The sequence below is a fragment of the Bacillus sp. FSL W7-1354 genome, assembly GCF_038002405.1.
Taxonomy (GTDB): Bacteria; Bacillota; Bacilli; order Bacillales; family Bacillaceae; genus Bacillus; species Bacillus paralicheniformis.
Genome location: NZ_JBBOCL010000002.1, coordinates 1 through 19833 on the forward strand (window position 1 = coordinate 1; position 19833 = coordinate 19833).

Consider the following 19833-nt stretch of genomic DNA (forward strand, 5'->3'; position numbering starts at 1 on the left):
AGACTGCAAGGGTTTTCAATCACGCTGAAAGGATGACAAAATCCCAAAACTAAAAGTCGTTTTGGGATTTTGTCAACAATCTGAAGCCGCTTTACCAAGCGGCTTTTTTTTATGCATAAACTCCGCAAAACAGATAAAAATAGAATGAATCATAGATCAGAAAGGATGTTGCATGATGCGCAAACTGTGCGTTTGCCTGCTTCTCTTCATTCCGCTGTCATGTACGGCTGTCATGTCTTCTGCCTACGGGGAAACACGCGTTTATCAAGAGTTGACCGACAAGCAAAAAAATGAACTGGCTTCTTTGCAAAAGGACATTGTGGAAAAGAAAAAACAGCTGATCAATAAGTATGTGGAGTACGGAATCCTTGATCAGGAGAGGGGTAAAGAAATCAAATCTCATATTGAGAAGCGCTATGAAAAAGAGCGGGAAAACGGGTTTCTGCCAAAGTTGAGGCACCAAGAAGAAAAGTTACACAAGCATCATATTCATTAAACTGAAATAGACGGCGCCTCATTTTCTTCGTGACAAAAGTGTAAAGACAGGTGTAAACTAATACTCATGTAAACTGCTAAGAGAGTAAAGAGGTGTAGTGAGTATGAAGAAGAACCGTCCTGTTTCAGAGCGCAGACTGCTTGGCATCGCCGGTCTCGGCTGGCTTTTTGATGCTATGGACGTTGGCATATTATCGTTTATTATCGCCGCTTTGCACGTGGAATGGAAGTTGACGCCGCAGGAGATGAGCTGGATCGGCAGCGTCAACTCAATCGGCATGGCAGTCGGGGCGTTTGTCTTTGGCCTTTTGGCTGACCGTGTCGGAAGAAAATACGTTTTTATGATTACGCTGCTGTTTTTCTCGATCGGCAGCGGGTTATCCGCTTTGACGACGACATTGTGGGCATTTTTAGTCCTGCGCTTTTTCGTCGGTATGGGGCTTGGGGGAGAGCTTCCAGTCGCATCTACGCTCGTATCCGAAACGGTTGCGCCGGAGCGGAGGGGAAGAGTCGTCGTCCTGCTCGAAAGTTTCTGGGCATTCGGCTGGCTGGCCGCAGCGCTCATTTCGTATTTTATTATTCCGGCCTACGGCTGGCAGATTGCTTTATTAATAACCGCGATACCGGCTATTTACGCCTTATATTTGCGGATCGCCCTGCCGGATTCTCCGAAATATGAGAAGCTTGCGCAGGAAAGGAAGCCGACCGTCGTGGAAAATGTGAAAAACGTCTGGTCCCGCAAATATGCCCGGCCTACGGCCATGCTGTGGATTGTCTGGTTTTGCGTTGTCTTTTCCTACTACGGCATGTTTCTTTGGCTGCCGAGCGTCATGGTGATGAAAGGATTCAGCATGATCCAGAGCTTTGAGTACGTCTTGATCATGACGCTGGCTCAACTGCCCGGCTATTTCTCCGCGGCATGGCTGATTGAAAAAGCCGGCCGGAAAATGGTGCTTACCGTCTACTTGTTAGGGACGGCTGTCAGCGCCTACTTCTTCGGATCGGCTGAATCGCTGGCGCTTCTGCTTGCGTCAGGTATGTTTTTATCGTTTTTCAACCTTGGTGCCTGGGGCGCGCTTTATGCTTATACGCCTGAACAATACCCGACATCAATCAGGGGGACCGGCGCAGGAATGGCAGCCGGCTTTGGCCGAATCGGCGGCATCCTGGGCCCGCTTCTTGTCGGCTATCTCGTCGCCCGGGGAACAGAGATTTCAATGATCTTTTTGATCTTCTGCGTCGCCGTTATTGCGGCTGTCGCGGCGATCTTCTTTTTGGGGACGGAGACGAAGCAGAAAGAGCTTGCCTAATGTCCGAATTCTCCTTCATAATGGACGGGACGCGAGAATTTGGAAAGAGTTGATTGAATTGAAAAAGAAAGCCATCATTACTGGTCTCTCGTTGTTGATTCTTGTGACAGGCTGTTATGTGTATAACGCCTTTTACGGAAATCCGTTCAGCCGCGCGCTGGCTGAACAAAAGCTATCGGCATACTTGCAGGAAGCACACGCCGGTGAAACCTTAAATATGAAAGGGAGCTCCTATAATTTCAAGTTTGCTGAATACCTATTTCGTGTGTCAGATGAGCGGAATGATGAGTACATTTTCAGCGTGAAAGGCGGATTGCACCCGGCTGTCACAAACGATGGCATCAAAGAAGCCAGACAGGAAAAGACGAGAGCCAGAATAAGCAAAGAAGCCTCAAATGAGATCAAGGCAGAGCTTGAAAAAAAGCTGAAAAACGTAATTGACGTCCAAGTTTCTCTATCAGGAAGCTATGATGTCAATACAAATTGGAAAAAACTGAAGCAAACAGAACCGATTGCTGTTACAGTTACCTTGAATTCAGGCCGGGACGGCCGGAGGCAGGTCTATGACCAGGCAAAAGTGGTGAAAAAGTTATTGAGCGGCTACCATTATGAAAACATTGAGATTGACAGTATGGGCTTAGACGGGGAAGACCGGCCAGGCTATGTGAAGTACAGTGTGCATGTTTTAAAGGACCGTGCGATAGCCATTGAAGATGTAGAGAAGGCGCTTTAACGCCTTCTCTTTTTTTATACGGGGGATATATAGGCGGTTTGCACTATTGATGTCCAAGGCCGAAGCGAATAGAATCATATTAAGAACAAATATTGACGGGATTGTTACTGGTAAGGCAGGCAAGACCTAAAATGTGCTAAAGGAACTACAGACCTTAGTGTGCTTTTTTTGCGCCTATCGGCTGATGCTTTCGCATGTTTTAGGTCTTTTTTTATTCCTTTCGCCGGGGGTCTTTGGATGTGATGGCACATTTTTCATTTTGATCGTCTTCTGTTGATTTGATAGGATAGAAAAATTGGAGGAGGTAGATCCGGGTGCTGCATAAAGAGATTGCAAGAGTTCTCTTGCCCCTCATTGGAGGCGCGGAGAATATCATCAGCATCAGCCATTGTACGACAAGGCTGCGCTTCAATGTCAGAGATGAAGAAAAAATCGATATAGCTGCTATTGAAAAGATGGAGTCTGTGCAGGGGACTTTTTTCAGATACGGTTTGTTTCAGATCATTTTCGGTACAGGTGTAGTCAATAAGATTTATAAGGAAATGATTCAATACAGCGATCCGGCTCCTCTTGAAGAAGCCCGGCGGGAGGCGCCGCCAAACATGAACGTATTGACGCGATTTGCCAAAACGCTGTCAGACATCTTTGTGCCGATCATTCCGGCAATCGTTGCGAGCGGATTGCTCATGGGTCTCATCAGTGTGCTTAAAGAATTCAGCCTCGGCGCTTATGGCGGCCCGCTGATGAAAATGCTCGATATTTTTTCAAGCTCAGCGTTTGTCATTTTGCCTGTGCTGATCGGGTTCAGTGCGGCTAAACAGTTTGGAGCGAATCCGTTTTTAGGCGCTGTCATCGGCGGAATTCTGACCCATCCCGATTTACTCGATCCTTCATTGCTCGGCAGCCAAAAGCCGGAATCCGTCGAAGTATTCGGCCTTGAAGTCCCTTTGATCGGATACCAGGGGACGGTCATACCGATTCTCTTATCCGTCTACATAATGAGCAAAATCGAAAAATTCTTAAAAAGAATCGTCCCCTGTTCTTTAGATTTGCTTGTCGCACCGTTTATTACAGTTATGGCTTCCGGATTTGCCGCGCTGTTTATCATGGGGCCGCTCTCACTGATCATCGCTCATTTCGTAAGCGACTGTCTCGGGTTTGTTTATCATTTTGGGGGGGCTTGCGCCGGATTTTTATTTGGCGGGCTTTACTCCTTACTCGTTTTGAGCGGCCTGCACCATAGTTTTTATGTGATTGAAGCGTCGCTGCTTGCAGATCCCGAATATGGGGTCAATTTTCTGCTTCCAATATGGTCGATGGCCAATGTCGCGCAGGGAGGAGCGGGGCTCGCCGTATTTTTGAAAACAAAGAATGCCGCTATCAGAAAGATTGCGATTCCGGCTTCTCTCACCGCTTTTTTGGGAATCGTCGAACCTGTCATGTTTGGCGTCAATCTGAAGCTCGCGAGACCGTTTATCGGCGCATCGATCGGAGGCGCCATCGGAGGGGCATACGCCGTCTTCACACACGTTGCGGCAAACTCTTACGGATTGTCCGGCATCCCGATGATTTCAATCATTCTCCCTCTTGGCACCGCCAATCTCATTCATTATTTAATCGCTTTTGCGATTGCGGTGATTTCAGCATTCATTGCGACTTTGTGTCTTGGCTTTAAAGATGAAAAAGAATAATTCCGTTTTCATTCATTAAAACAGGATGAAAGGAAGGCAGCTATGAAAGTAAAAAAAATCTTAAATAACAATGCGCTCGTCGTCAAGGATGGCGGCGAGGAAAAGATCGTATTAGGTTCCGGAATCGCATTTCAAAAAAAGAAGAATGATATTGTCGATAGATCTAAAATTGAAAAAATATTTGTGATGAAAGATTCAACAGAATACCGCCAATTCGAGGAGATCTTAAAAACGTTGCCGGAAGATCATATTCAGGTGGCGGAGGACATTATTTCTCATGCGGAAAAAGAGCTCGGGATCAAAATCAATGAGCGAATCCATGTCGCTTTTTCAGATCATTTATCATTCGCGATAGAACGGTTAAGCAAGGGAATGGTCATTAAAAATCCGCTGCTTCAGGAAGTTAAAGTCCTCTATACGAAAGAATTTCAAATCGGCCGCTGGGCAAAGGCCCTCATTAAAGATAAGCTGAAGATCGATATTCCGGAGGATGAAGTCGCCAATATTGCGCTTCATATTCATACAGCGAAAACAAACGCGGGAGATATGACAAAAACGCTCGATCTCACAACGATGATCAAGGATATTATCGAGATTATCGAAGATAAACTCAACATTAAAATAAAGGATGAGACGATTTCGTATGAGCGGCTTGTCAACCATCTCCGTTTCGCCATTCAGCATATTGAATCGGGAGAGACATTTTACGAAATGGATGGTGAAATGATCAGCCTCATTAAAAAGAAGTTTGGACAAGCGTTTATGTGCGCAGAAGAAATCGGGGCATTTGTGAAGCGGGAGTATGGCTTTGAATTTCCGGAAAAAGAGCTGTGCTATATTACCATGCATATTCAGAGATTTTATCAGCGGTCTGCTGTTGTGTAAAGAATGCCTGTGTTTAAGACAAAACGGAGCCCTGTTATCGGGCTCCGTTTTTGTTTAAGGTTTCAATTTCCGTTAAAACCGAATTTTCGATTAGAAATCCTTTTACATTGACGTGCGAAGGGATTAACGGGTGCTGTCGGATGGCGGCGACGCTTTTTTGGACGCCTTCGGCCGCATTTTCGCTCGGTGACAGCCATTCATCGATGCTGCCGTACGGAAATTCCGGACTGCAGTTTTGGAAAAGGTACTCTAAAGTTTGCATTCTATCGCTTAAATCTTTGTTTCTATTTAAAAGGTCAGAAATATCTTTATCTGCCGTTTGCTCGTATTTATCGCGGACAATCCAAATTTCTTCCGCTTTGTTCCGGTGGACAAGGGTAATGATATCCCTCATCATATCACCGTAGGGCTGTGAAATATCAGGGAAGACGCTTTTTAAAACAAGGGCGTTCTCAGGCTGAATATTCCCTGCCCGGCAGATGGTCTGTTCAAGCTGTTTCTCCATTCCGATAATCATCAGTATTTTTTTGTTTTCTTCCATGACATTTCACCTCATTCATTTATCGTGTTTGTCCAGTTCTTCCATTTTCCCTCCGGGTTAATAGATGCCAGGTGGATCCATCCGTTCTCCGCCTTTTGCCGGAAGCTGTGATCGCGGTCAAGGAGACGTTCGATAGCATCATCCGGTGCTTCGATCACGATCAGGAGTCTGAGAGGCGCATGATATATTTCGTCATCCGACCGCATGACGGACTGCCACGGGAGACCGGCCAAAAGATCGCTTGCATTTCCTTGCATGACGCCGAGGCCTGAAGTGACGGTTTGAGTTGCCTTATTTCCGCTTCCATAATAATGCGGTGCGACGGTTGACGCGTAATATTGCAGATTGATCCATTGGGCTACTGTTCCAGGCCCTGAAATGATGCCGCTGAGGATGGAGCCGTCCTCGTCATTCCGCCAGTCATAGCTGTGCAGAAAAGCTCTTCCTTCAAGATCAGCTTCGCGTGTAAGCCGGCGTGTGCCGATGATGAATGAAGCATTTCGGGCCAGCCCCCATTCTGGACGGATTTCGCTCCAATCTTCGGCGAAGCGCTCAACTTCATTCCGCGGATTTTGGTAGCCGAGCTGCGGCAGCTCTTCTAAGCGTTCGGCTCCGACAGTACGGCTCACATCAGGAAGCACCGAGTTGATGCGGTCGAACGCTTGTTGAGCTTTAGCCGGAAGCTCAGGTACATAGAGCCACTGCAGTTCATCCAATGTTGTAATGTGCTCTGCGGCGGCGAATACTGTATCATCCGGAATAAAAATGCCGTCGGAGCGGAGCCTCTGTCTGACGCTCGGAAGGTTGCATAAAGCGGCTAGGACGCGTGCGTTAAAAGCGCCTGATGCGCCTCCGCAGGCGCCGCAGTCCAATGCCGATGCATAAGGGTTATTCGTGCTTCTGCTGGCGTGCCCGCAAATGACAACCAGCGGAGCGAACCGGTCGGTGATCCCCATCATCTTTAATGCCTGTCTGGCATAGGCGGCTTTTTCTTCATCCGTAAATCCGACCGGAATACCGGCATCAGATGTTTCCATACGATCAAGCGAGAGCTTTGCCTGAGGCTTTTTCAGCCATGTTTTCCGCGCATTCCGGAAAGTTTGCCCGGCTGTGCGGGGGACCAGGCTGCGCGCGGCCATTTGCAGGCTCAGCCATGGCCCGCTCACTTCGGGAAGGAGCATACCCGCCAATAGATTCTGTTTCATCTTTTTAAAGGCGGAGCTCAGCGAAGCTGCTGCTTTTTTATGTTCTTGATACGATATAAAGCTTGATTCATCGGCCGTTTCATTTACTCGATGCTGAGGTTTAAGGATGACCGGCAGAGAGCTGTGAGTGTGCTTAGTGCCAAGTTCGCACGTTTCGATTGCCAGATTGAAAAAGCCCGCTGTTCCATACGTTTCAAAAGGGCCTGACTTTTCCAATGCCCGTCGGAACGGCTCTGAACGGACATCAATACAAAATGCAAGCTGGGCCAGCGCCGCTTCACTTTTGGCGGCAGCGGCAGGTTTGTTTGCCGTGATGAGGTTCCTTACCTCAGCAGCGTATGATTGTTCCCATGCTTCCAGCCAGATGCGCCTGCGCGTTAGATCATCAAAGCGGCGGGCGAGTGTTAATCTCGCTTTTTGCTCTGCTGCTGAAAGTTTGAGCCATTCGTCAGGCGTCAGGCCGCCCCAATGCAGCCAGGCCGCAATCAAAGGAACGACCTGCATCTCTTTTTCAGGTTTTGGCTTAGACAGCGGCACATAAGGTTCAATAAGCATCCATTCCATTGAAAGCCGGATGGCCAAATACTCGAGAAGCAGCCCTTGTTCGTCCTGCGATTGCTGGGAACGCCAAAGCATCATCCCGGCCCATCCCGGAAGAGAGAGCAAATGAGCTTCAAGGTATGCCTGAACGTCTCCATCAGAAATTTCAAGCGCTCGGAGTGCTCTTTTCATCGCGTCCCGAGGCTCCTCCGGCCACCCTTTCAGTCGTTGGCGTTCCGCTCGCGCCAGGGCGGGATCATGTTCAACAAGCTGCCGCCAAGCGCTGTAAAACCCTTTCTCACGATGTGGAAGCCGCCATGCCGATTGTGATTCATCGAGAAACAGCTTGCACCATTTAATCACATGATGATCAAGAAGGTGAGCGGTTTTTTGTCCGGCAAAAACGCTGAGCGGTTTGATCAAGCGTGTTTTTTGATCATCGATTGTCCCGCGCGCCGCTTGTTTGGCAAGCTTTTCGACTTGCGGGGATCTCAAGAGCTGTTCAGGGATTTCATCCAGCTTGAGCGCGGCTTTGCAAAACGCTTCCGCTGTTTCCCTCTGCATGCCGGGCTGATGTGAATCGAGCCAATGCGTCAGCTTTTTTTCAAGAATGGCCTCATCGATTTCTCCCCTTTGTTTTGCGGAGCGGAAAATGGAGGACTTTGGGTATATATCAACCTGAAGCTGCTGTTTAAGCTGCCGGGCCGTCTGTTCAAATGTCTGTTCTTCAAGACCCATCCACGGATGGCGCGCGGCAAAGGTTTCAATCGGCCAAAGCGGCGCAATGACTCGTGCTGCTGATTGAACCGATTCATCAATATTAAAGTCCGCTGTCTGATGTTCATATTTGAAGATCAATTGTTTAGACAATGTGGGTGCTGCTTTCATGATTGACGACCTCCTTGAGTAAGATATTGGTCAAGATAATTCGGCCGTTCTTCGACCGATTCAAAATGAGGCTCACCCGTTTTTACAAGACGCAGATAAAGTGCGCCGGACCATGCAAACCGCTGCCGAACGATCAAGGCGCCGGCCGCAGTGCCAGCTAACAAAACGACTACCGTTAAAACGGCCGCCATGACGGGCGGTTGCGCCCCCTGTACAACAGCTTCCTTCAGGAGCCCGTGTAAACCGGAATGAATGATGGCAAACGCGAGTGAAGCCCCCGTTAAAATGAAAAGCCCGGCCATTCGTGTGACGCGACCGTCATTGGCTGTGACAAGCTGTCTCCAAGCAATGAACAATGCCCAGCCTAAAACAAGGGCGCTGATCAATTGATAGCCATCGTCCGCAGCTGAGACCCAGATTCCGATGACGACAGTAAGAGCAAAGGCGCCGCCTATCATGTCCCAGAAAAGAGCCGGTCTGCCCCGTTTAGAGGCGAACGATTCATAACGGCGCACCGCTGATCCGGCTTGCAGGAAAAGGGCGGCTTTGAACAGGCCGTGCAAAATGAGGTGAATAACAGCCGCAATATAGGCTCCTAATGCGCATTGGACGAGCATAAAACCCATCTGCGCGACCGTTGAAGCTGCGAGCTGCCGCTTGTAGTCCGTCTGGACGATCATCATGCCCGTTCCGAGCAAGACGGAAAAGACGGCGGGAACAAGCAGAATAAGCTGCAGCCCATCACCGCTGAACATCGGTGCGAAACGGGTCAGCATGACGCCGCCTACATTTACGAGTCCGGCGTGCATGACCGCGGAAACGGGAGTCGGCGCGATTGCCGAATCGAGCAGCCAGCGATGAAACGGCCACTGTGCCGCAGGAATCATCACCGTTAAAATGATAAGGAGGCCAATCCCGGTTTTCTCCCATGAGCTGAGCTGTACAAGGCTTTCCTCCGCTATGGCGGATGATAGCTGCCAGTGTCCTGTCGCGAGAGACAGCCAAAGAGCGGCTGCTGCTATCGCCAGCCAGCTGAGCGCAAAGATCCGGCCCGCATACAAAGCGGCATTTTTGGCCGCTTGCCACGCGCCGTTTAAGCCGATTAGCGCGGTCAAGCCGAAAAGCGTGATACCCCAGCATAAGAGGAGCCAGCGAAGATCATCGTTCAGCCAGGCGCATGAAGCGCCTCCTGTTGTAAGCGTCAGCAGCACAAAAAATTTACGGTAGGAGCGGTCGCCGAACAAATACCGGACAGAGTAGCGCTGGACGATGAAGCCGATTGTCAAGACAAACAAGGCGATCAGCCAAGCCAGCGAATCCAAGCGCCAAGGAGCTCCAGCTTGCCCGGGATTTGCCGTTATCAATGCTGCCAGCGCGGCAAGCGGCGGCAGGGCGATGATCTTGGCGTGAATCCGTACATATGCCAATGGAACCTTTCGATTCAGGACGAGCAGTGCGCTTAACAAACAAAGCGCAAGCGACGCGAAAAATATTTTCAGCCAAAATAAAGAATCTAGCAGATCAAACATCCGGCATCCCTCCGTCGGGATGATGGAAAAGAACATACTGTTTCATGTCTTGCCTTCCTTTCTGAAAACGTAAAAAAAGCCGGTATATTCAGGATCGGCCCATTTCAGCCAATCTTTCTGAATAATACCGGCTTATCTTTAACTCATGTTCATGCTTTAAAGATCTTCCGTTTTTCTATGCCAATTTTTTTTGCAGGTCGTTTGCCAATTTAAATACCATGATCCGCTCGCCAGTGCGGGTGCTGATATCCGTGTGAAAGCTGATCGTCTCTTCACCGGTCAGCTCCTTCATTATGCGGCTCAGTTGTTCTATACCCGATTCCACCAAACCGGAGCGGGTTCTTTTAATTGACAGCAGGCCTTCTTTTGTACTGCAAAGTTCGTATTCGGCGGGTGTCAAAATACCGTTCAGGGAAATGATGACCATATTTCTGAGAATGTCTGTTTTAACAGACACGGAGCCGCGGCCCAAATAGTCTTTTTCCCATTGGGTTAAGGTTTTGCTGATCTCCGCCTCCAGAGACCCCTTTGTCACTTTCTGTTTTTTCAATGTTATATCCTCCTGAAAAACGGTATATTTCTTTTCCTTATACATGAGTATAGGGAAAATGAAATATACCGTCCTATCAAAATGTTAATGTCATACATGGTAAAGGGTGCTTTTTCACGCGACCATAGGGATTATAGCCGAATGCTAAAGCTCTTTTGCATGAGATTACAATTATTGATTTTACGGAATTACTTTTTAAATATCATATCTTTTAAGATTTATGATGTCAATACCGTTCTTTTATGGATAAAAAAGAGGAATGCCGTCTTAGCAGACGAGCATTCCCTTGGCAACTGCATCGGCTTTTTCTTTGCCGTTCAGCAATTCGGCAAGCTTGAGGGCAAATGGAATCGTGGTCGCCGGGCCTCTGGAAGTAATGATGTTTCCATCTACGACAACTTTTTCATTTGCAGTGACATCCGCTCCTGTTAAATGTTCTTCAACCCCGGGATAGCAGGTCGCTTTTTTTCCGCTGACAAGCCCCGTTTTTCCGAGCGTCATCGTTGCGGCGCAGATAGCGGCGACATATTTTCCTGCATCCGCCGCTTCTGTCAGCGTCTTGTGCAAAGCTTGGTGTTCCAGCATTTTTTTGCTGCCTACATTTCCGCCCGGAAGAATCAGCATATCCGCTTTTTGAAAATCAGCATCCTCAAACATGACGTCTGCCTCGACGACAATGTCATGCCCGCCTTTCACGCTGCGCGATGGATCAAGCGAGACGGTGACGGTCTCGACTTCAGCCCTCCGTAAAATATCAATCGTTGCTATCGCTTCGATTTCTTCAAATCCGCCGATTAAAAAAACATACGCTTTCTTCATGAAAAAAACCTCCTTCGTCTCTACCGTTCATTCTAACTGCGGCAAAGACATTTCCGCAACTGATGAAGTAGACAAATTGAGACACCCGTCTCGTTTTGTCTCTTGTTTTGGAAGGATGTCCGCCTGAAAAGAGCTTCATGTTCGCGTCGGAGAGCTGGCACGATTTTTGCATCATAACGTGTGAGTAAAAAAAGACAGGAGGTTTTTTCATATGGAAGAGGCACTGACAAAGGAAAAGGCGGTATGGATGTATCAAAAAATGCTGGAAATCCGCTATTTCGAAGATCGGGTTCATCAGCTGTTTGCTAAAGGGATACTGCCGGGTTTTGTCCATCTTTACGCCGGGGAAGAAGCGGTCGCTGCGGGCGTCTGCGCCCATCTGAATGATGAAGACACCATCACGAGCACACATCGCGGCCATGGGCACTGCATTGCAAAAGGGTGCGACTTGAAAGGGATGATGGCCGAGATATACGGGAAATCTGCAGGACTTTGCAAAGGAAAAGGCGGATCGATGCATATCGCAGACTTTGACAAAGGGATGCTAGGCGCAAACGGAATCGTCGGCGGGGGATTTCCCTTGGCCTGCGGAGCTGCCCTCACTGCAAAGTATAAAAAGACTAAAAATGTAAGCGTTTGCTTTTTTGGCGACGGCGCCAACAACCAGGGGACGTTTCACGAAGGGATCAACCTTGCCGCCATCTGGAAGCTCCCTGTCATATTTGTCGCCGAAAACAACGGGTATGGCGAAGCGACGCCGTTTTCCTATGCGTCAAGCTGCGAGTCGATCGCAGATCGTGCGGCCGCCTACGGGATTCCGGGCATTCGCGTGGATGGAAAAGATGCAGCCGCGGTTTTCCAGGCTGCGGGCCGGGCGATAGAGCGTGCCAAAAACGGTGAAGGACCGACGCTTATTGAGTGTATGACATACCGGAACTACGGCCATTTTGAAGGAGATGCCCAGCGCTACAAAACAAATGACGAAAAAGCGGTGCATCAGGAAGAAAAAGATGCCATTGCCGTGTTCAAAAGCGAATTGCTGGCAAAAGGGCTGATGAGTGAAGAAGAGCAGTCACGGATTGAAAAAGAAGTTGAAGAAGCGGTCGAGCAAGCGGTCGCATTCAGCGAAAAAAGCGCTTATCCGGAAGAAACCGAACTGCTGACAGATGTATATGTATCCTATTAATTCATGAAGGGGGAAGGAAACATGACGAGGGAAATCAGCATGTCAGCCGCATTGAATGAAGCGATCAAACTTGCGATGAGAAAGGACGATCACGTCATTTTAATGGGGGAAGATGTCGCAGGAGGAGCGAATGTCGATCATCTGCAGGATGATGAAGCATGGGGCGGTGTACTTGGCGTCACGAAAGGGATTGTTCAGGAATTTGGACGGGAGCGCGTCCTTGATACGCCGATCAGTGAAGCGGGGTACATCGGCGCAGCCATGGCGGCGGCTTCAACAGGTTTAAGGCCGATCGCGGAATTGATGTTTAACGATTTTATCGGCACGTGTCTGGACCAGGTACTGAACCAGGGAGCGAAGTTCCGCTACATGTTTGGCGGAAAAGCGGAAGTTCCGATTACGATCCGGACGACCCACGGAGCCGGCTTTAGGGCAGCCGCCCAGCATTCGCAAAGCTTGTATGCCCTATTTACAAGCATTCCCGGCTTGAAAGTGATTGTGCCGTCGACCCCGTACGATGCGAAAGGCTTATTGCTCGCTGCGATTGAGGATCAGGACCCGGTTATCTTTTTTGAAGACAAAACGCTGTACAACATGACAGGCTATGTGCCGGAAGAATATTACACGCTTCCGATCGGAAAAGCCGATATCAAGCGGGAAGGCGCTGATGTAACGATTGTCGCAGTCGGCAAACAGGTTCATACGGCGCTTCAAGCGGCGGAACAGCTCTCACTGCAGGGAATCGAAGCCGAAGTCCTTGATCCGAGGAGTCTTTCACCGCTTGATGAGGAGGCCGTCCTTGCATCTGTTGAAAAAACAAACAGACTTGTGATCGTCGATGAAGCCAATCCGAGATGCAGCATCGCCGCGGATATCGCATCTTTGGCGGCAGATAAAGGATTTGATTCGCTTGATGCACCGGTTAAAAAGGTAACGGCTCCACATACGCCGGTTCCATTTTCACCGCCTCTTGAAGACCTGTATTTGCCGACGCCGGAAAAAGTGGTGAACACCGTGCTGGAGATGCTCGGAGAAATCTCAACACATACGGTATAAAGATTGGAAAGGAGAGGAGAACATGGCTGTCGAGGTTGTCATGCCGAAATTGGGAATGGCGATGAAAGAAGGTACGGTTTCCGTCTGGAATAAAAAAGTCGGTGAAGCCGTTGAAAAAGGAGAAAGCATTGCCAGCATCAATTCCGAAAAAATCGAAATGGAAATCGAATCTCCGGCAAACGGAACCGTGTTGGACATCAAAGTGTCCGAAGGAGAGGGAGTGCCGCCGGGAACGGTCATCTGCCAGATCGGGAATGAAAACGAACAAACGCCGGAAAGTCAAACAAAACAGCCGGATTCCCCGAAAGAACGGATTAAAATTTCTCCGGCTGCACGCAAAATCGCGCAAAGCGCAAATATAGACATCAAAACGCTGAAAGGCACGGGGCCCGGAGGGAGAATTACGAAAGCGGATGTGCTGCAGGCGCTTCCCGACAGGCCGAACAAGCAGGCGGATAAGGCTGAAGATCGTCCGCCGGCAAGCCCGATGAGGAAAACGATTGCCGCAAGAATGACGGAAAGCCTGCAAAACAGCGCCCAGCTGACGATTACGATGAAGGCGGACATCACGAAATTAACAGCCCTGCAAAAACAGCTTAATGAAACAGCTCAATCCAGGTATGATACAAAGCTGACGATCACTGATTTTGCCGCCAGGGCAGCTGTTTTTTCGCTTTTGGATCATCCGGCCATGAACAGCGTTTATCAAGACGGAAGGCTTGCGACCTTTGATCATGTTCATTTAGGAGTGGCGGCGGCTTTGGACGAAGGCCTGGCCGTTCCCGTCATCCGTCATGCCGAGCGGCTTCCGCTGATCGAACTGGCCAAGAAAATCAAATGGTACGCCAAAAAAGCGCGGGAAGGTAGGCTTCTGCACGACGAAATAGAAGGATCGACATTTACGATTACAAATCTCGGCGCATATGGTGTCGAGCACTTTACACCGATCTTAAATCCGCCAGAAACCGGGATACTTGGAATCGGCCAAATGTATTCGGCCCCCGTCTATCAAGACGGAGAACTGACAAAGGGCGCCATTCTGCCGCTCAGTCTGACTTTTGATCACCGCGCGCTTGATGGTGCGCCTGCTGCAGCATTCCTTTCAGATGTAAAAAAATATTTGGAAGATCCTGCATCGATTCTTTTATAGAGAGAAGGTGGATAGACTGTGACACTCGCGATTATAGGAGGGGGACCTGCGGGTTACGTAGCGGCAATAACAGCCGCCAAGAATAGCAGAGAAGTCATCCTGATTGAAGATGGCCCCCTCGGAGGGACGTGTTTAAATGAAGGGTGCATACCGACAAAAGCGCTTCTTGAGAGCGCCGATATGTTCGAGAAAGTAAAGTCCGCCGGTGCATTCGGCATCGGGCTGACAGGCGAAAGCCCGACGGTTCAGTGGGAGGCCGTCCAGAGCCGTAAGAGAGAGATTATTCAGCGGCTCGCCGGGGGTATTAAATATTTGATGAATAAAAACAAAATCAAGGTGCTGCAAGGAAAAGCATCGTTCTTGTCGGAACACGACATAATTGTTGAAAAGGACGGAAAACAGGAGGTCATCAATGCCGGGCATGTGATTATAGCGGCAGGAGCGGAACCTGCCGCACTGCCTTTTGCGTCTTTTGACGGGAGCTGGATCATCGACAGCGGAGATGCCATGTCATTGCCGTCCATTCCTGAAACAATTTTTATTATCGGCGGAGGAATCATCGGTTGTGAATTTGCCAGTATATACAGCAGGTTGGGAGCGAACGTAGTGATAGCCGAGCAAGCGGAACAGATTTTGCCTGAGGAAGATCCAGATATTGCCGCCTTTCTGCACACAAGTCTCGAAGAGTCCGGCGTCCGTGTTTTCACATCTGTACAAGTGGAGCGTCTTGATCCTGCCCGGCAGCGCGTCTTTCTGAAAAATGGCGATGACAGCTTTAATATTCAAGCGGATCGATGTCTGGTCGCCGTCGGCCGAAAACCGAGAACTGCTGATTTGAAGCTTGAGCATATCGGAGTCCGATATGACAGGAAAGGGATTCAAGTCAACCAGCATATGCAGACAAACATTCCGCATATTTATGCGTGCGGGGATATCACAGGCGGAGTTCAGCTAGCGCATGCCGCCTTTCACGAAGGAATCGTCGCCGCATCCCATGCCTCGGGCAAAGACATGAAGGTCAACAGTGAAATCATTCCGCGCTGCATCTATACCTCGCCTGAGATCGCAAGCGTCGGCTTAAATGAAAAAAAGGCGAGGGAGCGCTACGGGGATGTTCGTATCGGTGAGTTTCCGTTTTCTTCAAACGGAAAAGCACTTATTTTAAATGAGGCTGCCGGAAAGGTCAAAATCATCACAGAGCCGGAGTATCAGGAAATTGTCGGGGTTTCGATCGTGGGTCCGGGAGCAACCGAACTGATCGGCCAGGCAGCCGTGATGATGCACGCTGAGCTGACGGCAGACGCAATGGAGCACTTCATCGCGGCCCATCCGACTCTTTCGGAAACGATTCACGAAGCTTTGCTGCAAGTCGCAGGCCAGGCGGTTCATTGCTGAATAATGGAAAACTTCGCACAGCAGGTAAGTGCGGAGTTTTTTTTATCGATATTGAAAGCGCTTTTATAATATAATGAGGAAAAAGCATTAGGAGAGGATGGAATGAATCCGACGCCCTGCTATTTAAATACGTGGAAACGTTTTGTTCAGGAGGGGCTCCTTGACCAGGCCCGCTTGAACAAAAGAGTCATGGAATCATGGTACCGCTGCAAAAGCCGAAATGTAAATCCGTATTTAGATAAAGGACAGTCAATTTTAAAAAAGGATTTATTCAACGCTCAAAAAAAGAAACATTCGTTATTCCTCGATATCGCCCTGCCTTATTTACACAATATCAGCCGTGAATTAAAAGAGTCGGAAATGATGGCGCTCTTGATCGATGCCGACGGGTACGTATTGAGTTTGGCCGGATGCCTGAGGACGCTTGAAGAGGCGAAAAAAATCAATTTTGTTGAGGGTGTGCGCTGGACGGAAACAGAAGTCGGCACGAACGCCATCGGAACCGCACTTGAAATCGGCGAAGCTGTCACCATTCACGGGACCGAGCATTTTTCGGTGGCATCCCATCATTGGAGCTGTTCTGCTGCACCGATTCGCGATGAAGACGGCACCGTTATGGGTTTGATTGATATTTCCTGTCTCACGGATAGAAGGCATCCCTTTATGCTTGGGATGGCTGCTACTGCCGCACACGCCATCGAGCGCGAGGTCAGCGTACACACGAAAAAAAACGAAGCCGAGCTCATCAGCCATTGTCTTGAAAAAATCGATTCGGATCAGCCGTTTATCGTCTGCAATGAAAAAGACAAAATCGTAGCTGCGAGCAGATCGGTGCGGGAACGTTTTTCCGACTGGAGGAGAATGGATGTCAATGATCTGTATGAGCGCGGGTTTGCCGGCGTGCACAAGCAGACGATTTTCTCCGCAAAAGACGGGAGGCCCCTCGGAAAGTCGATGGCACTGGCTGAAGTCTCCCGCAAAAAAACAGCTCCATCACTCGCATCCGGTTTCATCTATCCAGGAGAAACCGGAACAAGCCGGGCGTTTCAGCAGGCGCTTAACGACATGAGGCTTGCGGCTCAGACGGATGCGAATGTATACATATGGGGGGAGACAGGCTCCGGAAAGGAACTTGCCGCAAGGGCCATTCATCAGGCAAGCGCTCGGAGAAACGGGCCTTTTATCGCCGTCAACTGCGGCGCCATTCCTGAAAGCCTGATGGAGAGCGAATTGTTCGGCTATGCCGAAGGTGCATTTACAGGAGCAAAGCGCCGCGGTTCAAAAGGGAAGTTTGAACAGGCTCACCGCGGTACGATTTTTCTCGATGAAATCGGTGAGATCCCTTATCAGATGCAAGTGGCGCTCTTAAGGATCATCGAAGAGCGGAAGGTCACCCCGATCGGCGGAATCCGTGAAGTTCCCCTCGACATCAGAATCATCACAGCAACACACCGTGATCTGAAAGATCTTCTCCAAAAAGGAAAGATACGTGAAGATCTGTATTACCGCCTTCATGTTTATCCGGTAAAAGTACCGCCGCTCAGAGAGCGCAAAGAGGACATACCTGATTTGTTCCGCCACTATCAGCAGCAACACGGGTGGAAGGCCGATTTTCCGCCGGTTTTTTTCAATCGGCTTCAAGAATATCACTGGCCGGGAAACGTCCGTGAGCTCTTTAATACGTTTGAAAGGCTCAGGGTTTTATTTCCGGACGGCGGGCTGATCGCCCCGTCCCAATACAGCGCGGTGCTGGACGGACTCCATTGGAAAAGCGGCGCGCCTTCTGAAGAAGACCGGCTCACATTCAGAGAACGTGTTCAAAAACAAACGATGATGGAAGCTTTGCAAAAAACGAAAGGAAATGTGTCCGAAGCGGCTAAGCAGGCCGGAATTCCAAGAAGCACATTTTACAAGCGGCTTCGAAAGTATAACCTTTAACCTCTCGGCGCCCAAAGCATGACGCTGACACCGGCTAAACAGATCACGGCCCCGGCCCAATCATAGAGGTCGGGGGTTTTTTTGTCCACCAGCCAACCCCAAAGCACAGCCAGAATAATAAATACGCCCCCGTACGCGGCATAGACGCGCCCGAACGATGGAAACGCCTGAAAAGCCGGGATTATGCCGTAAATGATTAAAGTCAGCCCTCCGGCTACCCCGTACCACAGCGGTTTGGCTTCCCTCAGCCACAGCCATACGAGATAGCCCCCGCCGATTTCAGCCAAGCCCGCCAGCAAAAATAAACCGATTGCGATCAGCATCAACAACACACTCCAATTCAGTGAATTGCCTTTATTCTACACGACATAAAACGGCCGGGAAAGTTCCCGTTTTTCGGGAAAATAAACAGAACGCGAGTATAGGAACTGTCTTTCCCGAACCTGTTGGAACGGCTCCTTCAGCATGATATAAGTAAATTGTAAACGCTTATAAGGGGGCTTTAAAAATGGATAAAACGTATTCGATTGTCATTGCAGGCGGAGGAAGCACATTTACCCCGGGGATTGTATTGATGCTCTTGGACAATTTGGATGATTTCCCGATCCGACAGCTGAAATTGTATGACAATGATGGGGAGCGGCAAGACAAGATAGCCGGCGCCTGTGAAGTGTTGGTTCGAGAAAGGGCTCCGCACATTCAATTTTTAGCGACAACCGATCCGGAAGAGGCGTTTTCCGATGTTGATTTTGTCATGGCTCATATCAGAGTGGGCAAATATGCGATGCGCGAGCTCGATGAAAAGATCCCTCTGAAATACGGAGTCGTCGGCCAGGAGACGTGCGGACCCGGAGGGATTGCGTACGGAATGAGGTCGATTGGCGGCGTCCTTGAGCTCATTGATTATATGGAAACTTATTCACCTGATGCGTGGATGCTGAACTATTCAAACCCGGCTGCAATCGTTGCCGAAGCGACGAGAAGGCTGCGGCCGACATCAAAAGTGCTGAACATTTGCGATATGCCGATCGGTATCGAAGACAGGATGGCTCAAATTCTCGGGCTGTCATCACGAAAAGAGATGGTCGTCCGTTATTACGGTCTTAATCATTTTGGCTGGTGGACGTCAATTTGTGATAAAAACGGCAATGATCTGATGCCGGCGATCAAGGAGCACGTCGGGAAGTTCGGCTATATTCCTGAACACGAACATGAAAAGGCTGAGGCCAGCTGGAACGACACGTTCAAAAAAGCGAGGGAAGTATATGAACTCGATCCTGAGACGCTTCCAAATACGTATTTGCAATATTATTTTTATCCCGATGACATGGTGAAAAAATCAAACCCTGAATTCACGCGGGCGAACGAAGTAATGGAAGGGCGGGAAAAATTCATTTTCGGCGAGTGTGAAAAAATCGCAAAAGCCCAATCCAGCGCCGGCAGCAAAATCAAAATTGATGATCATGCTTCATATATTGTCGACCTTGCGCGCGCCCTTGCTTTTAATACCGGTGAACGGATGCTGTTAATTGTTGAAAATAACGGAGCGATCCAAAACTTCGATTCATCGGCGATGGTTGAGGTGCCTTGCATTGTCGGCAAAAACGGTCCGGAGCCGATCACAATCGGCAAGATACCGCAGTTCCAAAAAGGGCTGATGGAACAGCAGGTGTCTGTTGAAAAGCTTGTCGTTGAAGCCTGGATTGAAAAATCGTATCAAAAGCTTTGGCAGGCTCTGATTTTGTCGCGCACCGTGCCGAATGCAAGAACAGCCAAACTGATTCTCGATGATCTGATTGAAGCGAACAAAGCATATTGGCCGGAGCTCTCCGGGGAACATCTTCAGCCGTCGCTTTAAGGATAAAAGCGCCTGGGCTCCTGAGCCATACCGGCCAGCCCAGGCATATCTCCCATTTATTCTC

At 49.2% G+C, this 19833-nt stretch carries 17 protein-coding genes; 11 read left to right on the top strand and 6 right to left on the bottom strand.

All coding sequences use genetic code 11. The annotated features are described in order from the left end of the window. Positions 1-175 precede the first annotated feature (175 nt). The 5 genes from MKZ04_RS21425 (at position 176) to MKZ04_RS21445 (ending at position 5114) form a co-directional block, all read left to right on the top strand. Positions 176-496, top strand: coding sequence for a YckD family protein (locus tag MKZ04_RS21425; protein ID WP_341047253.1), 321 nt, complete (start codon positions 176-178; stop codon positions 494-496). A 103-nt stretch (positions 497-599) separates the two neighbouring features. Further along, positions 600-1805 carry an MFS transporter gene (locus tag MKZ04_RS21430; protein ID WP_023855884.1) on the top strand — a complete coding sequence of 402 codons (1206 nt, stop codon included), beginning with the start codon at positions 600-602 and terminating at the stop codon, positions 1803-1805. After that, complete coding sequence (locus MKZ04_RS21435; RefSeq protein WP_031304968.1) at positions 1798-2538, top strand: YfjL-like protein; 741 nt, start codon at positions 1798-1800, stop codon at positions 2536-2538. The genes MKZ04_RS21430 and MKZ04_RS21435 overlap by 8 nt, the downstream gene beginning before the upstream one ends. 314 nt (positions 2539-2852) lie before the next feature. Next, positions 2853-4229, top strand: a complete 1377-nt coding sequence (locus MKZ04_RS21440) for a sucrose-specific PTS transporter subunit IIBC (protein ID WP_023855886.1) — start codon at positions 2853-2855, stop codon at positions 4227-4229. A gap of 42 nt (positions 4230-4271) precedes the next feature. Further along, positions 4272-5114 carry a PRD domain-containing protein gene (locus MKZ04_RS21445; RefSeq protein WP_020450591.1) on the top strand — a complete coding sequence of 281 codons (843 nt, stop codon included), beginning with the start codon at positions 4272-4274 and terminating at the stop codon, positions 5112-5114. 34 nt (positions 5115-5148) lie between these two features. On the opposite strand, the gene MKZ04_RS21450 is transcribed toward MKZ04_RS21445, so the two are convergent. From MKZ04_RS21450 to MKZ04_RS21470, 5 genes are all read right to left on the bottom strand, one after another. Beyond that, on the bottom strand, positions 5149-5655 hold the full coding sequence (locus MKZ04_RS21450; RefSeq protein ID WP_035339184.1) for a carbonic anhydrase: 507 nt from the start codon (positions 5653-5655) through the stop codon (positions 5149-5151). An 11-nt stretch (positions 5656-5666) separates the two neighbouring features. After that, entirely contained in the window at positions 5667-8288 is a 2622-nt protein-coding gene (locus MKZ04_RS21455) for a DUF2309 domain-containing protein (protein WP_341047259.1), read from the bottom strand. Then, positions 8285-9817, bottom strand: coding sequence for an NADH dehydrogenase subunit 5 (locus MKZ04_RS21460; protein ID WP_059231982.1), 1533 nt, complete (start codon positions 9815-9817; stop codon positions 8285-8287). The genes MKZ04_RS21455 and MKZ04_RS21460 overlap by 4 nt, the downstream gene beginning before the upstream one ends. A 175-nt stretch (positions 9818-9992) precedes the next feature. After that, positions 9993-10367, bottom strand: a complete 375-nt coding sequence (locus tag MKZ04_RS21465; RefSeq protein WP_016886253.1) for a DUF2294 domain-containing protein — start codon at positions 10365-10367, stop codon at positions 9993-9995. 267 nt (positions 10368-10634) lie between these two features. After that, positions 10635-11186: a DJ-1 family glyoxalase III gene (locus MKZ04_RS21470; RefSeq protein ID WP_043054186.1), complete on the bottom strand. Its 552-nt coding sequence runs from the start codon at positions 11184-11186 to the stop codon at positions 10635-10637. A gap of 211 nt (positions 11187-11397) precedes the next feature. Between MKZ04_RS21470 and MKZ04_RS21475 the strand changes: the two genes are divergently transcribed. The 5 genes from MKZ04_RS21475 to MKZ04_RS21495 all read left to right on the top strand — a co-directional run bounded on the left by MKZ04_RS21475 (position 11398) and on the right by MKZ04_RS21495 (position 17911). Next, complete coding sequence (locus tag MKZ04_RS21475) at positions 11398-12372, top strand: thiamine pyrophosphate-dependent dehydrogenase E1 component subunit alpha (RefSeq protein ID WP_016886251.1); 975 nt, start codon at positions 11398-11400, stop codon at positions 12370-12372. Positions 12373-12393: 21 nt separating this feature from the next. Continuing rightward, positions 12394-13428 carry an alpha-ketoacid dehydrogenase subunit beta gene (locus MKZ04_RS21480; RefSeq protein WP_035339180.1) on the top strand — a complete coding sequence of 345 codons (1035 nt, stop codon included), beginning with the start codon at positions 12394-12396 and terminating at the stop codon, positions 13426-13428. A gap of 22 nt (positions 13429-13450) precedes the next feature. Then, on the top strand, positions 13451-14578 hold the full coding sequence (locus MKZ04_RS21485; RefSeq protein WP_020450596.1) for a dihydrolipoamide acetyltransferase family protein: 1128 nt from the start codon (positions 13451-13453) through the stop codon (positions 14576-14578). Between the two features lie 18 nt (positions 14579-14596). Next, positions 14597-15973, top strand: coding sequence for a dihydrolipoyl dehydrogenase (lpdA, locus tag MKZ04_RS21490; RefSeq protein WP_026580636.1), 1377 nt, complete (start codon positions 14597-14599; stop codon positions 15971-15973). A gap of 102 nt (positions 15974-16075) precedes the next feature. Further along, on the top strand, positions 16076-17911 hold the full coding sequence (locus MKZ04_RS21495; protein ID WP_341047263.1) for a sigma-54-dependent Fis family transcriptional regulator: 1836 nt from the start codon (positions 16076-16078) through the stop codon (positions 17909-17911). Here MKZ04_RS21495 and MKZ04_RS21500 read toward each other — a convergent pair. Then, complete coding sequence (locus MKZ04_RS21500; RefSeq protein ID WP_161513128.1) at positions 17908-18237, bottom strand: YnfA family protein; 330 nt, start codon at positions 18235-18237, stop codon at positions 17908-17910. The genes MKZ04_RS21495 and MKZ04_RS21500 overlap by 4 nt on opposite strands. A 182-nt stretch (positions 18238-18419) precedes the next feature. Here MKZ04_RS21500 and glvA point away from each other — a divergent pair, with 182 nt between their 5' ends. Beyond that, entirely contained in the window at positions 18420-19769 is a 1350-nt protein-coding gene (glvA, locus tag MKZ04_RS21505) for a maltose-6'-phosphate glucosidase (RefSeq protein WP_341047265.1), read from the top strand. Positions 19770-19833: the final 64 nt, after the last annotated feature.